This is a genomic window from Arenicella xantha (genome assembly GCF_003315245.1).
Taxonomy (GTDB): Bacteria; Pseudomonadota; Gammaproteobacteria; order Arenicellales; family Arenicellaceae; genus Arenicella; species Arenicella xantha.
Map to the genome: position 1 here is coordinate 422,244 of NZ_QNRT01000001.1, position 15,532 is coordinate 437,775.

Annotated in this window: 9 protein-coding genes; 4 read left to right on the forward strand and 5 right to left on the reverse strand. The window is 40.8% G+C overall.

Annotation, left to right across the window (positions count from 1 at the left end; translation table 11 throughout):
• Position 1: 1 nt before the first annotated feature.
• From DFR28_RS01830 to DFR28_RS01840, 3 genes are all read left to right on the forward strand, one after another.
• Positions 2-1,516 carry an EH signature domain-containing protein gene (locus DFR28_RS01830; RefSeq protein WP_113952595.1) on the forward strand — a complete coding sequence of 505 codons (1,515 nt, stop codon included), beginning with the start codon at positions 2-4 and terminating at the stop codon, positions 1,514-1,516.
• A complete protein-coding gene (locus DFR28_RS01835; RefSeq protein ID WP_113952596.1) occupies positions 1,513-4,995 on the forward strand; it encodes an SNF2-related protein in 3,483 nt (1,160 codons plus the stop codon). Before DFR28_RS01830 ends, DFR28_RS01835 begins: the two co-directional genes overlap by 4 nt.
• Positions 4,996-5,896: 901 nt before the next feature.
• Positions 5,897-7,063, forward strand: a complete 1,167-nt coding sequence (locus tag DFR28_RS01840) for a GIY-YIG nuclease family protein (RefSeq protein WP_113952597.1) — start codon at positions 5,897-5,899, stop codon at positions 7,061-7,063.
• 67 nt (positions 7,064-7,130) lie between these two features.
• Here DFR28_RS01840 and DFR28_RS01845 read toward each other — a convergent pair whose 3' ends face one another.
• From DFR28_RS01845 to DFR28_RS01865, 5 genes are all read right to left on the reverse strand, one after another.
• Positions 7,131-7,493 (reverse strand): hypothetical protein, encoded by a 363-nt coding sequence (locus DFR28_RS01845; protein WP_147250902.1) that lies wholly within the window; start codon positions 7,491-7,493, stop codon positions 7,131-7,133.
• Positions 7,494-7,643: 150 nt separating this feature from the next.
• Positions 7,644-8,159: a Panacea domain-containing protein gene (locus DFR28_RS01850; RefSeq protein ID WP_113952599.1), complete on the reverse strand. Its 516-nt coding sequence runs from the start codon at positions 8,157-8,159 to the stop codon at positions 7,644-7,646.
• Between the two features lie 427 nt (positions 8,160-8,586).
• The gene (locus tag DFR28_RS01855) at positions 8,587-10,824 is read right to left on the reverse strand and encodes an nSTAND3 domain-containing NTPase (protein WP_113952600.1); all 2,238 of its coding nucleotides are present in this window, start codon (positions 10,822-10,824) and stop codon (positions 8,587-8,589) included.
• 93 nt (positions 10,825-10,917) lie between these two features.
• Positions 10,918-12,555: an ATP-dependent nuclease gene (locus tag DFR28_RS01860; protein ID WP_113952601.1), complete on the reverse strand. Its 1,638-nt coding sequence runs from the start codon at positions 12,553-12,555 to the stop codon at positions 10,918-10,920.
• Between the two features lie 448 nt (positions 12,556-13,003).
• Positions 13,004-13,726: a DUF2726 domain-containing protein gene (locus DFR28_RS01865; protein ID WP_113952602.1), complete on the reverse strand. Its 723-nt coding sequence runs from the start codon at positions 13,724-13,726 to the stop codon at positions 13,004-13,006.
• Positions 13,727-14,510: 784 nt separating this feature from the next.
• On the opposite strand from DFR28_RS01865, the gene DFR28_RS01870 reads away from it, so the two are divergent.
• Complete coding sequence (locus DFR28_RS01870; protein WP_113952603.1) at positions 14,511-15,245, forward strand: hypothetical protein; 735 nt, start codon at positions 14,511-14,513, stop codon at positions 15,243-15,245.
• Positions 15,246-15,532: the final 287 nt, after the last annotated feature.

The following is a 15,532-nucleotide window of genomic DNA, read 5'->3' on the forward strand; positions in this document are numbered from 1 at the left end:
AATGCCATTGCCTACGTCACTCTGGAAAGGTAGTAATGTCATCGAAGAAACATGGTCGAGTTTTGCCTTTGATAAGCTTAAGAAAAATGAAAAAAAACTAGTCGCTCTCGCCCAATCAGCTGGACAAGGTTCAGACAGATACAAAGCAGCGAGGAGCGAATTAGAACGGCATATAGCCCACGGGCTTGATAACCATCTACACATTAAAATTGTCAGCTTTTTTCATGCCAAGGCCATTTTGGACATCATTAGAGAGGCTGAGTCACTCACAAATATACAACTCGACACGAACCTCATTCAGTCTCTTAAACTAGATGAAGACACAATAAGTAAAATCACATTATTAAATTTGATAAGTGTCTATTTCGAAAAGTACGATTCAATACGACAGCAAGGGAACATACTCCATTTAAGCGTTTTTATTGCTGAGAGCTTAAAGATCTTGAACGAGAGCCAGAACGTTACGCAGCTTTCAAAATTTAAGGCGCAGTCATCTGTGCTTTTCAATAGTGACGCGCCCAAGATGATCGTTCAACGAGCTATCGACCAGGATATTGAGTTGACCGCTGTTTTCAAAGAAATGGGACTGAGACACGTAATTTCTGGCGAGTTCACTCAACTCTGTTCAAGTTTGTACTATCTAGAAAAGCTGCAGACCATACCTCTGGGAGAGCCACACAGAGTATTAGAAGAAGTGTGTAGTGAATCCGTCAGTAAATTATCTATCGACGAACATAAAAGAGTTGGTCATGCGGCCTTAGAAATATTAATCGAGCGATCAAGTGCATCAGGTATTTCAGAGTTTTGGCTTGATACGATCTTATCTATTGCAAGCGACCCGAGAGTGCTAAAGACATCTGAAAGCTATCAGCGATGGTGGGCTCATCTCGACCAGAATTTAGTTGCTAAGGTTCGCGGTTGGATGTCAAAAGTTGATCTAAAATTGTTTTTGGATATTTTAGAGCAAAGTGCAACGGATGAAGACATGCGACGCATGTATGCCGATAGAAAAACCGTAATAGAAGGGTTAGATAAGTTAGGCGTGATCGATGAATCGAGATTATTTCTGAGTCGACAGGCAGAGCTCCACCTAAAAAGGATGAAAGACTTAGACCGTTTGCCGAACTATAAAAAAGTCAACGACGCGAAAACCTCCATGATTTATCTAAAAATTGGTTCAAAGCATATTATTGAGGGAACACACAGCTTTAAGCTTAAGGTAATGGATCAAGTCCCATCCAAGTTGCCGATTATGGACTTTTCTAAGTCGGCAGTGGACCTTTCTGATTTCAGAGGGCAAGGATTTAAAACTATGTGGATAAAGGAATTTGCTACGAAGCTGGGGTATATAGAAAAAACTCACGCAGTAAATTTAAGCTGGGTCAACGACCTTTTAGAAGAGTTGAGAAAAGCGAATATCGATGTAACAGAAGCCGATATTGTACCGCGTGAGAAAATGCAATGGTTTATCCGAAAATACGGTAAACGGTCACGTTTACGAGGAATCTGGCAGTGACGGTAAAAGAGATAATCAATTCCATTTTCATATCTGAACCATCTAAAAATGATTCGTTCACTGTCGACTTTGAAGCAGATGCAGCGTATTTTTTAGTTGAAAACAAAGCTGCTCTGGATCTTTTAAAATTAACCAACGGATCAGAACTCGCTACATTTCAATACATTCATTTAGAGATGCTTGCTGAACGGGGTTTAGCGGAACCAATTCCAAATGGCTTCAAAGTCCCTAATGAGATGGTGGTTCAATTTAACAAAGACCTACGGCGGCTATTTGAATTACCCTCTCGTTTTCCTGGCTACTTTAAAATTGAAACAGTATCTCAGCTAGATCAGGCCGAATTCAGGCTAACAATTATACCTCATCTCCCTAATGGAGAAGAGGTGCATCACCAACACGGTTATAAGATCAGAGGCGCACTAATTGAAATAATCGGTGATGCAGAATATCTAATGACGTCTGGAGAATACCTAGCATTCGATGCTTATTCAAAACATAAGAGTGATTCAACAACACCGACCGAATTAAGGAATCTCCAGTTAATACATGCGCTGCAGCGAGCAAAAAAAATTGATGAAACCGAGTCTGAAAACCCAGAGAGCAGCGACGAATTAATGGAATCGGAGTCGATGTCAATCAAGTTAGATCAATTTGATAATATCGACGTTGTGTTACCCACCGAAGTAAAAGTGAGTTTGGATCCACAGGGTGATGGTAGCTACTTATTATTACCCGATTACGGTAATGACATCCATCAAAGCGATCTAGTAAACCGACTTGCGCAACTCTCTCACGGTGAGAGAGTTGGTTCTCTTAGGGTTGGCCATAAAAGACTGATTCTCGATGAAAGGATCATGGCGGCCACACGAGAGCTACTAGGTAAAGGCTCACGGCCTAAAGTAATCACAAAAGATAATTTAAAAAAGTTTCTTCAAAACCCTTCTGCTTTTATCGACTCCACCCTAATTAATTTGGATGAAGGGTTCTCATCAAGAGTCTTAGGGCTGACCGACTACATTCCTGTCAAGTTCACTGAATTTGAAGACTCTGAAAGAGACTGGTTTGGGGAAGCCCCTCTTGAGGAGGCGATAATAGCCTCGGAGAAAATTCAGAGAAATGCTCCTCAAGATCACGAAACTAGCTCGGATAGTGACACTGAGTCAGACTCAGGATCAGAGACAGGGGAACAACCCAGCAAAAAGGCGCTGGCGATACATGAAAACATCGATGGCATTACCTATGCACGTGATGCTCAAGAATACTTCTCTGGCAAAACGATTAATGAAGTAGCGTGCAAGGCTGACATTGATTGGACAAAGTACCGATATAAACCCTATGACTACCAGGAGGAAGGCATTCGGTGGATCGTTGGTTTAGCTCAACAATCTATGAATATTGAGTCTAACGACATGGGAAAACTTGGCGCGCTGCTAGCTGATGATATGGGCTTAGGTAAAACCTTCATGTCACTCGCAGCCTTATCCGAATACATGGAATTATGCAATAAAGCCAATAAGAGCCACAAACCGATGTTGATAGTTGCGCCATTGACCTTGATGCAAAACTGGAAGGCTGAGGTCGCCAAATTTTTTGGTACTGAAAATGGACCATTTAGAGACATAGTTATTCTGCAAGCAGATGCAGATTTGCGAAAATATCGTAGCAATAACCACGGTGGGAATGAGATAAACCTTAATAGAGGAGCCAATGAAGCCTCTATTAAATACGCTCTAAAGGTAGGTGGCGAATACTTAAATTCCCGTTTAGATATGCCCAAACGCCTAGTAATCACCACTTATGAGACCCTAGCAGGCTATCAATTTTCGCTAGCAAAAGTTGATTGGTCCATCGTTATTTTTGACGAAGCTCAAAGAATAAAGAACCCTAACACGCTAGCAACCATCGCAGCAAAAGGGCTGAAAGCAAACTTTAAATTGCTGGCAACTGGCACTCCTGTCGAGAACGGGCTAAACGATTTTTGGTGTCTAATGGATACTGCAAGACCGGGATACTTAAGCTCATATCGTGATTTCAATAGTAAGTATATGAAACCGGTATCGGTGGCTAATGATGAGTCTAGAAGTAGAATAAAAGTCGAGTGCGGCGAAGCCCTTCGCAAGCAAGTTGGCGCGTTAATGTGCAGAAGAACTAAACAGGATAATTTGAATGGACTCCCTAGTAAAACAGTCTTTGTTGGCACAAAAGAAACAACAGGGCCTGAGATATATTCAGAGATACTTGACTCGACGATGTCGGGCTATCAAGAGATAGTTTACGATCAAATCATAAAGTATGTGTTAAATCCTGAGGATACGCGAAAAGGAAAAGTATTGACGGCACTGCACGCGTTAAGGAACGCATCACTTCATCCAAGACTAGCGGATGATACCGGTCTGAAAAAGCTTCCTACGTCTATGAGTGATGCTCAAAATATTATTGCAGAGTCTAGTAAGCTTCAAAAAATGACAGAATTATTAGATCAAATCAAACTTCGAGACGAAAAGGTGCTAATTTTCTTGGTAAATAAGGATCTTCAAGTCTTCCTAAAAGCTGCATTAGGCAAGATTTATAATCTGAATATTCCGATCATAAATGGCGATGTTAAAGCAACAGCGAAGAACCCCACCGCTGAGACTCGAACTAGTCTAATTGAACAGTTCGAGGCGACCCCCGGGTTCGGTATAATGTTGCTGTCACCAATTGCTGCAGGAGTTGGCCTAACTATCGTAGGAGCCAATAACGTTATTCATTTGGAGCGCCATTGGAATCCCGCAAAAGAGGCGCAAGCGACGGATCGTGTCTACCGAATTGGACAGATAAAAAACGTTAATGTCTACTTGCCTGTGACGCATCACTCAAACCGCCTAGTAAAAAGTTACGAACAAAATCTTAATGACCTACTAGCCAACAAAACGAGCTGGAGCGATGCAGTGGTTGTCCCAGAACAGTTCTCGGAATCAGAGTTTGACTGCTTTGGCTTAGTAGGTGGTAACGAGGAGGCTAATAACTCTCCAAGCATTACAATGGACGATGTGGATAGCGCCTCTTACGAGTGGTTTGAAGCGTTTTCAGCCTTGCTATTAGCCAAGCATTTCGACGGTAGTGTCGAACTAACCACGACAGGTGGTGATGATGGCATCGACAGCATAATTCGATCCATTAAGGCCAACTATGCAGTACAAAGCAAACACTCCAATAACCCGAAGCGCAGGAAATTGGCTTCTAAGGATGCCATTATAGAAGTTGAAACTGGATCTAAAGTTTATAGTCAATATTTAGAAATAGAGCTAGAAAAGGTTGTGATTTCAAACCAGTTGATTGCCCGAAAAGTTAGGGGTTATGCAAAGATGTTTGAGCCAATCTATATTTTTGATCGTAATGGCATCGAAAAATTGATGAAAGCACACCCATTGACTAAGCTACAAGTAAGCCAGCTCCTAAATAAAACTCGACTTGAAAAACCGGCTAAATTACTTTAGAGCTGATAGGTCTGAAGCAAAGTTCCCTGACTTACCCTTGATACTGTTTAGTAGAACTCTCAACACTGATAATCAATCAATAACTCCTGACCTTTCCCCAAAACTTAGTAGCATTTCTTAGATGAAATAGTTCTTCCTTTTTCAACAGCAGGACTTAGGCCAATTACCCAAATACGGCTATTAGTCTTCGCCTCAATGAACTCCTCAGGTTTATAGCATCGATTAAACTCGAGCCCAAATTCCTTGCATTTATAACAACCGTACATATTTGAATCCTAAGAGGTTCTCGAAAGACCTCTTCTCAAGAGTTCATATCTGATTGATAGATCACGAGATATTGATTCCTCAGACTGAAATGTTCCAGCACGAGTATATGAGACCCGTATACTATTTGGAAATAACGCAATGCCAATCGCTTGGTTCTTTTTGAGTATACCTAAAAGTATCGATATTACCTGTTGCGCCTCCGCGCAATGAGTCTTATCCAGTCAGACTGCGTGAAAATTCAAATTTTAAATTCGCCAAGAGTATGTGAGAAATTGTTGTGCGGAGAGGGCTAAAAAGCTCTGTAATTGATTGGTTTGGCTGTTGCTGCAGAGGTTTTCTATAATATTTTTGAGGCTTAAAGCTCAGTTCACGAGTTCATCTTTTCGTTTTCGCACAGGCTGTACCCATAACAGTCACAGGGATCTTTCAACATTAAAATCAGATTTTGGTGTGATAGGGTTATTTGTAAGCTTTGACATACAGGGGTTTATAAACTGAACGGTCAACAAATACTTATAGTGTAGATCGCTTCTGAAACACGGACTTTACGGGTTTAACTCAATTGCATAATTTGCGAGAAGTTCAGTAGTGTTTTACTCTATATATAATCCAACAGGCTTGGCAATATTCGTTCATGAAATCTACATCAAACAAAGGTGGCTACATATACATAATGTCAAACCCAGATATCCCTAACTTAGTGAAAATTGGGTATACAACGCGCGTAGCTCATCAACGGACCGACGAGAATAGTAGTTGGGCTGGAGTCCCTTCGCAGTACAAGGTAGATCATGCATTCAAATCTGATAATCCACGTCAAGATAAAAAAAAAGCACACCGAGCGCTTAACTCCGTACACCATGATAAAGAGTTCTTTAAGTGCAGCGTAAAACACGCGTTTGAAGTTCTAGATAGAGAGCTTGGAGCGGCAGCTAAAGCCATTGAGGACAAGGAAAAGTTCACAAGACGTGCTCGAGCAGAAGCTAGAGATCGGCTTCGCTTGGTTGAGGAAGAAGGTCGACGGCAGAAGTGGGTAACCGACAAACTCAAACAAGAACAATTACATCGAGGATTCTGTCAAACCTGTGGGGTATTTGGTTCGATAGGCCTTATTGCATTCGGTGTATATAGTTCCTCACCCCTTTTGTTTTGTTTAGGGTTCGTCTTAGCGGTATTGACTAAAGTTAGACTTGATGGCCTGCGACCTAAACCGATTCCAGATAGAAGTGATCTTGACCATCTTCGAAATGTATCACCGAAGAATAGTTTTCCGCGGCGAGCTATGGTTTTAGGTACAGCCTCTATTGTGGGAATAGTCATATGGAATATAAATTTAGACCAAAACCAATTGCGGGAAGGGAAGAAAGTTGAATCTTCTATTACGAAAAAAGCTCAAATTGAAGCCGAGAATCTAGAGTTTAATAATGAGCTTTATAGGGTGTATGAAAATATAGAATCAAGACAGAAGACTGCTGAATTGAGCGCCCCTATTACGAAAAGGGCTCAAATTGAAGCCGAGAATCTAGAGTTTAATAATGAGCTTTATAGGGTGTATGAAAATATAGAATCAAGACAGAAGACTGCTGAATTAAGTGCCCCACAAGAGTCATATGCTGAGTATAAATGCATCACCATTGGCATGAAGATGAAGCAGATACAGTCGATTCAAGGGAACCCTTCAACAGTACACAATCATACCAACGAAATCGTTTGGAGGTATGGAGTGAGTACGGTTGTTTTTGTTGAAGGGGTGGTCACAGAGTGGTCAGATAAAGGGAATAACTTAAAATTGACTCGATGAAGGTTAAGTGCCTAATTCATTAAGGTTTTAGAGGGCGACTAACGTCGTCGCCCCCTCAACACGCCTACTAAAAAGCAGAATGCAAGTGAGGTAAGCGCTGCTCTATCGAAGCCATTATTTCTCTTTGATGTCCCCTTCTTATCTCTATATTCCCTTTCACCGCTTGATAAACGGCGACTAAGCAGTCATCGGTCAGCCAACCCTTAAAGACATTACGATAGTTCTGCGCAATTTCTTGCTTAAGGTCAGTACAATCAAAGGCACGGTGGGCCGCGACACAATTCGCGTATGAGTCGTGTGTTAGAAACGCATGACTCTCTGCATCTATCTCAACGTGAAACTGATCAGTATTGTTCATATAAAAATATTGATTGATTTCTGAATTAATCATCAATACCAATAGTCTAGGCTCCATTGACGCGACAACCATGAACTTATGCTTGGGTGGGGTAGTGAAATCACAAAACTTATATATCACCGACCCAACTCTCAAGTTGTTTACTGCTAAAGTGGACAACGGATTGTGACCAACTTGCATACAGCTTTCCTTGCCAGAAACACTCCGTAACAAACAGATGCTCTAGTTATACCTATTCTGATTCAGATTAATAAGAGCATCACTATTTTGAAGCGTAGATAGAATCGCTTCGACTGGAATTAGTTGATTGCGCTGAGTGGCCTCCCATGCGGAATCATGACTTAACTCACCTAAGTCCTCTGTTTCACTTAGAGCAATCACTTCATCTAAACAAAGCAGATCAGACCCGCTAAACAAATCCTCGTCTGCTTCTCGCTCAGCACGAAGAACATGCTCCTCCACGAACCTTACAGGGGACTCAATAGAGAGCGGAAGCTCACTTCCTGCTTTAATGGCTTTGATAAGGTCATAAGCTGCCGATGGCACAGGGCCACGCTGCATAGCCGAGTATGTATCATCAAAAATAAAGCGCCCATAGCGTTCCATATGTAACTTGTCAGCAAGGTAAAATACCTTCAAGACGTTATACATATTTCGCTTATGAGTTGGAGCGCGTTTCGCTATGTAAGCAAACGCTTCAAGGGTTCTTGAAATGCTCTCCTTCTGGATATTGTTCATAATCTATAAATAATCGAATAGAACTCCGAGTTACACACATATGATAGGGCCTATCAGAATGAAACTAAAGGCCATTTGCGTAGAAAGCCAAACGCAAGACGCGAGAGCAACCTTCAAATTCAAGCGTGAAAATCAAAAGGGGTGATTCTCTGAAGCACCTTAACCCACAACAAATAGCTAACAAGGTTTCCATAACTTGAGCGACTAGCTCGACATCAGGCCCTGCGCCCTACAACCATCAATCAAGACTAAGTTAGCACGACCAACTCTCTATTTTCAGTCTGCAATATATTGATTTTAATAAGAAAAGATGGTGGCTATGGGTGGAATAGCCACCATACCGTTGTAAGTCATTGTTTTCATGGTCTTACGATACTTCAGAACTGCAATGTATACGACCGTTGTAACAGACTAGATCAACCATACTTTAGTCGTCTACATCTACGAACAGCTTCTCTAACTCCGTTGGTTCATGTCGTGTCGAGATTTCTGGTGCTGAGTCATGTTCTGGAGTCTCGTATTGCTCGTATAAGTCAGCAACATAATTGTCAATCTCCTTAGCTACGGCCTGCATAACTCCTGCCAATTGATCTTCAGGATAAATTCTTTCAGCAAAATTTTTGAGGTCGTCAGCAATAGGTTCAAAGTGATTTTCTGGGTCATAGTCAGAATCCCAACTATCCTTAAATTGGTCTAGATAGTAAGGGACGTTACCAAATACCTTTTCTTGGACTTCAAGCAATATTCCTTCTAACTCTTCCTCGGTCAGCAAGTCAGATATCGTGTAGTCGTCGATAACACTCGAATCAGCCTCAGTCGTTGCAGCTATTCTTGCGCTCTCAACAAATATTACTCTCCTTTGTTCGTCAATTAACCCTTGCTCATTCAAGGCACAGAATAGCGTAACGTCGCGGTCATCCCTCAATGGCGCATAAAACCAGTTAAACCTTTCTAATATTGACGGTCGAGCGTCAATAACCTTTTTCGAAAACTTTTGATTTGACCTATACGAAAGAAATGTACAAAGCCTGCTTTCAGGAATGCTTGAAAGGCGATCAAATAATAAATTATGCCGTGAATCAGGTATCACCACCGATACCCCACCGAGCTTACAACCTGCACATACAACTTCTTTTAGGATTGAATCTGTACTTGCACCTTTTAAATAGATATCAATTAACTCTGGAGTGCTCGCAACATAACTTGAGAAGGCATCACTAATTGTGGGGTGCTTATATGTCCAAAATGATCCTGTATCTCGTTCCATCAACACAAGTAGACTTCCGTTCAGTGCATCTAATTGGTCTCTAACGTCTGCTGCGGGAACACCGAATGCATCTGCTGCCCCCTTAAGCTTACACGGCGTAACAGGTGACTCAACTTCTCCCTCATTCAGAAATATGAGACCAATCGCAGCCTTGCAATCAGCAGCTAAATTAAAAATCGTATCTCTTAGAAACTGCTGGGGATTTTCAAAAAAACCACTGACGCTTTCCTGCGAAACATAAAGCTCTTTAGTGAAAAAATGAGACCCAAGCCTTCGTGCTGACTCTGGAAGAAAACTTTTTTTACCACACACTTCGGGTAAATATGGTTTAACTTTAGAAATGAATTTCTTATCTTGGTCTCCAAGCTTAAGATGATTGTAAAGTATTTGAGCTTTTTCTTGCTCTGAAAGCTCTTCAACATTGATGATCACCTGACTTTGTGTGAGCGCAGGAAGAGCATGTAATTTTAAATCTTTCTGCGCAGAGTTCCAAATATAGTCTCTCGAAGTTATTAGGAACTTTGACCCTGCGTGCATAGCCGCCTGCATCAATGGAAATATTTGATTCCACGCTTCAGTCCTATCTTTTTGGTATTGAGTATTGCCCCATGCATCATCGATCCAAAAAAATTGATTTGCTGCGGAACTTAAATGCCGTTTCACATCCTCTGGTGAGGTTGCCCTGATAGTTGCAGATTTCCAAATATCTGATGCACCAATTGCTAAGCTAGCACCGATGGTCGACTTTCCAGCCGCTGGTGCGCCTAACAACAGGACAAAATTATATGAAGTTATAGCTTTGACACTCTTTTTGTGGGCATCCGTAATCACCAATTTCTCAAGATCATTTCCCATTGCACTCAATATTAATCTTGCTTGATCGTATGCTCTGGCATCAAGCAATTCACTAAGGTCCCCTAGACCATAAAGGCGAGGCGCCATCATTCGCAAATTCGGAGTGGTCTTGATTTTTTTGACTATCCAACCATGATCAAATACACGACAATTACCTGCTCCAGCTTTTTTAAAAGCTATCTTTATCTTTAACTCGCTGACTCCCGTAATCTTGTGATTGGTCAAGATGATGTAGTCTTTGACTAATCCCTCGCTGGCTAGTTTACGAACTTTCTCAATTTCGCCAGACAGCATAGAGAGTGTTAAATTAAGATCAGGCTTAGACGTGAATTTACACTGAATAGTGGACTCTCCAGCATTGTCGTCATCCTCGCTCCACGCTCCGACAAACGCACCATCGCGTCCACCATCATTTGTATCCAAAAAACTTTGAACGGGTCGTTTTAGACATTCCTCAGCGATCACGAGCGAGATATCTTGAAAGGCTTTCCACCCGAGAAGATGCAGAGGATATTCTGAGTTTTGTGATAACAGTGAAATCATCGGTTTGGCTCTATCAAATTTGCTTTGGTTTCAGAGAAGCAATGATTAGTTAAAGCTTCTCTTTCTAAATTGCGATATCGAGATTCAGCGCACTTAACCAGATTTTTCAACAACGTCATTAACCTTATCGATAATAGCGATAATTTCTGGGTCTAGGCTGTCACCATTTTTTTGCATTAGCCTAGCTCCCTTCGCCCCCAGCACCTGCTTTATACGTTCCTTAGAGCCCATTTTGGCTCGATTCCAGAGCAATGCTGAATAACCAGAAATTCTAGCATCACCCGACCAATTTGGATCAAAGTCGCTATCAGTTAAAGGCGGGTCAGGTTGAAATTCAGAGTTGAATACTTCAAGAGCTATGGAAGGTGGAAAATAGTCTTCAATTGTCCCTTTAGAGAGGACGAAAATTTCTCGAATATTTGCCAATCCGCCAGCAGCCATCCTGTGTTCTAACTCGCTCTTTGTGCCCTGAGCATCGTTGTCTAAAACAATCACACACGGAATATCATAACTATTCAACAAATCGACAATTAACGAAGTCTTAGTATTATCTGAACCGCCAATATTGATTAAGGCTATTCCTAATCTAAATTCACTAAGACCCTGCATCTCCAAAAATGTCGGAAAACTCTCCTCTTCGGTATTACCTTCAACTAGTAAGGCACAATTGCCCCCTCCTTTTAGTAATGCGTCCGAAGCTCGAATACCCAAATCATCTCTGACCGAAGAGAGTTCATCCGCCCTAAAACTTCGACTAACGGTATTTCCCTGTATTGTTCTACTTAAAAGCACGTTACTTTCATATTTACTTCGGTCTATGAATACTGGGGAGTGAGTTGTAACAATGACTTGAGTGTTTTCACTAATTTCTTGGATCACACTAAGTAATTGCCTTTGAGCTTTGGGATGTAAGCTATTCTCGGGTTCTTCCATCGCAAATATGAATGTACCCAAAACGTTGGTCTTGGCAATAAGTCTAAATAGAGCGATTATGAGGTTACTTTGTGTGCCCGCTCCTCGGTCTTCAATATTTATGTTACTAGCACGATCGTCAGATAAAGAAATTGAAAATTTGACTCCCTCTGTAGGATCAATCGTCAGTTCATCGAAACCGACTTTAAAAGACTCGTTATTGAGCTGCTCTCTAAGGAACGCCTCAATATCTAAGCGAGGCTCAGTCAGTGATTCTCTAAGAACAGCAATAACCTCCTCCAACTGAGTTCTCGATCCTTGCTCTTCAATTGCTATCTTCATTCTTGCTCTCAACAACTTCCCCAACATTGCCGCTTTATTCATAGAAAATTGAATATTTAAATCACGTCTAACTGGGATGAAGTGGAAGTTATCTGACGAAAACCATTTTGATTGAACGTTGCTGGGCACAGTCAAGACAGTATTATCCGATAGCTCTGCTTGCCATGTCGCATTTTGATTAAACTTAAATAGCTTGTTAATTACAACGCTTCCATCGTCTCGCAAGAAGGGTTGGATAAGATCGCAATCGCCAAAACTCTTAAACGTAATTACAATCGATATATCAACATCAGTCTCATCCTTATACCAATCTTTAGAAGAGCTTAACTTTTTCACCCCAAAGAATGTTTCTAATGCAATTAGGAAAGACGTCTTCCCTACATCGTTTTCGCCAATTAGCACGCTGAATTTTTCAATTGGCACACTAACGTTCTTCAGCGCTCTAAAGTTTTTAATGTCAACATTTACGATTTGCATAAGCCCTCCTCAGAGCATAATAACGCTTCGCCAAACCATATACATACTCATCTCCCCATCAGCAGCTATACATGTTCTCAGGGCGAGCCACGTGCAATATTTCACCATTTTCGACACCAGTTAAAAATAGAGAAACGCTTCTTCATAAAGCCCTTGTTATGCAAATTTTTGGCCTTTTCGAACAGTCGGTCTTTATCCATTATCATGAACCTTTACGATTCATTTAACCTTGTCCTTTATCCATTGCCTAACGCTGCCTTTGTAAATAGGTGTTGCGCCATGGTTAATTAAGAAGCTAACCACATCACCACAATATGATCAATAGGTTAAAGGATCAAACTCGGACAGGGGTAAACTTGACCCACTAACAAAAACTTCATCATCATGAACATCAGAGAATAGGTGCTGAAGTTTTACGTACTCTAAACGACTAAGGGTAGAGGCTTTTTTATTTGCCATCTTTCGCCTCTATATGCCTGCACTTCGGAAAGGCGCTGCATGCCCAAAACTCCTTGCCTACATTCTTTCCTTTTTTGGCAATTTTCATCGCCATGCTAGAAGAGCATTTCGGGCAAACTTTTTCAGAAGTTGATTTGACACTAGCTATCTCTGGAGCTGATTTTCTTCCAGCAAATTCTGGGGCAATCTTAGCTTTGATCGATTCTATTTGAGGCAAATGTGCAGACAAAACCTCATTAATATCTGTTACTTGATATGTAGCTTTGGCGGGGATTTGGACTAGTGGCATTCCTGCCGATTTGCACGCACTTTCTAAGAATCTATCTCTTTCTTTTCCCTTCTTAGAATTATGACTTTTATCGTTTAATTCAATAGCACAGATAGGCGAAAGATCATCTTTATCGCAAATTATGAAGTCAAAATGCTTACTAGATATCTTATTGAACGCCTTTTGCCAAGCACTCCTATCTTGGCCTTTTCTAGGCGTTATGACATCGGCAACTCGAACCTTTCCAAATACCTCGAACTTATTTGTCAGGGAGAGTTTTAGAACTCCTAGGAATGACCTCTCAGCTGCTGTAAACAAAATATTGAGTTTTTGATACTGTAGGTTTCCAGCACCCTGAAGTTTCCTTGGCGATTGCTTTACAATTATTGCAAATGCAATAAGTACAATTACTATAGTGAATGCAGCGATCAGTATCGAATCCATGATCTTTCTATCTCTTGTCTAAATTGAAATTTCCACCCAAGTAAGCCAATTGGATTGGTTCCAAAACAATTATTACTGTTGGAGTTTATATTCAAACATGAGCTAACACCTCACTCAAGTATTTTTCACCAATCCCCATAGTCAATTGAAATCAGATTGCTCATCGATAATTTTAAGTAATTTAAATGGACTGCTCGCTAGCACTACGACTCTGATCTATATGCAGTGATGAATCACTTTTAGTTAGATTCTACTTCGAGATCATCAGGTGCCCTCTCGAATTTTTTGCACAAGTGATTACGGTGGGGAATAAGAAATAGCTTGTTATCGACCTTATTAGCCGAGTGCCTGCACCTCCAACCCAGCCCTAGCCCGACAAGCCGCAGACAGTATCTACAAATTGAACAAGACATATCACCTTCGTAAGTGTACTCGTGATCGGTTGAATGAGTGTGGTTGATGTTTTCACCCCATATAAATACAAGTGATGAGTTGTTTAATCTTAGTTTGGGATTGAGGGGGCGGGATGTCGAACTCAACTTGGCATCTCGCTCCCCGTGGCTTCCTAACGTCCCTCAATATTGTAAAACATATAAATACGCAATGAGGGGGAGAAACCAGCAAAATTGAAAAATTTATAAATACACCTTGAGATAGTAGAAAACGAGCACACCACCGTAGGACAACTTCTCCCTCGAGCCGCTGATTCAAAACCATTTAGGATAGCTCCCTATATTAGGTTAGTTGCACCCACAGTAAACTTAACCTCATAAAAATTATTAAAATGACTATAAAAACTGAAGGAAATACTCATATAAATCATCAGCTTTCCCTATCAACAAAAAATGATTTTATTAATAAAAGGAATAAGCGATTTAATTTTTCAAAACACGAATTTAATGAATTCAGCTCTCGCACCCAAGAATATTTAGATAAAACGAATACTAGAATAGCAAGACATGATGTTATTAAATGGATAAAGAGTGAGAAACCTATTGCTGCTATTACAATGGTTTTTAATTGTGCAATTAATCACGATCAAAGCATCGATCTTCTAAATCGCTTTTATGGCTGCCTATGTAAATATCAATTTGGCAGAACTTACAAAAAGAGAAATGAATTCATTTCGATGTTTGCGTTTCTCGAGAATGCTGTTAAGGATAAAAACAAGCAAACGTCCCTAAAACACGAAGATTCAAACCACTTTCATCTAATTTTATGTGATGACAATGCCATCTTCGATGACACTAGTTCCATAGTTATAGATATCGAATCTGCCAGATGCCAAGCAAATAGTGATTTTAAAAAGGCCATGTTGGCCGATAACACTGATAAGTGTTTTGTCCCGCAAATAACAAGATGCAAAGTTCAGGAATACTTCAATCATGGTGATGATGGACTGGAAAACTATGTAACCAAGAATCTCGAAAACCACGCTAGAAATAATGATCTGAAATTTGATCAAATAGCCTATCCTAGCATCGAGGGCTTCACCTTCGGAGAAAGAGTATATAACTAGCACTCAAACCGCCTCATTGCCCGCGCAAGCCGCGCGACAGCACACAGAGGCCACTTCCTGAATCAGCCGAACTTAGAGCCCCAGAGAGCGAGTCACCCCCCCTAGACGCCGCAATAGACACACCCACACGCCACCTGAAATCAAAAGACGACACTGAACATGAATTTCAGATATAACGTTTCAATATCAATGGTTTAGCTAAATAAAATTCATTTATCAAATCATTTCAATAAGTTAATGTTATGGACTATCTGATTCTCATGTTGATTGATTAAAACTCAAAGGCA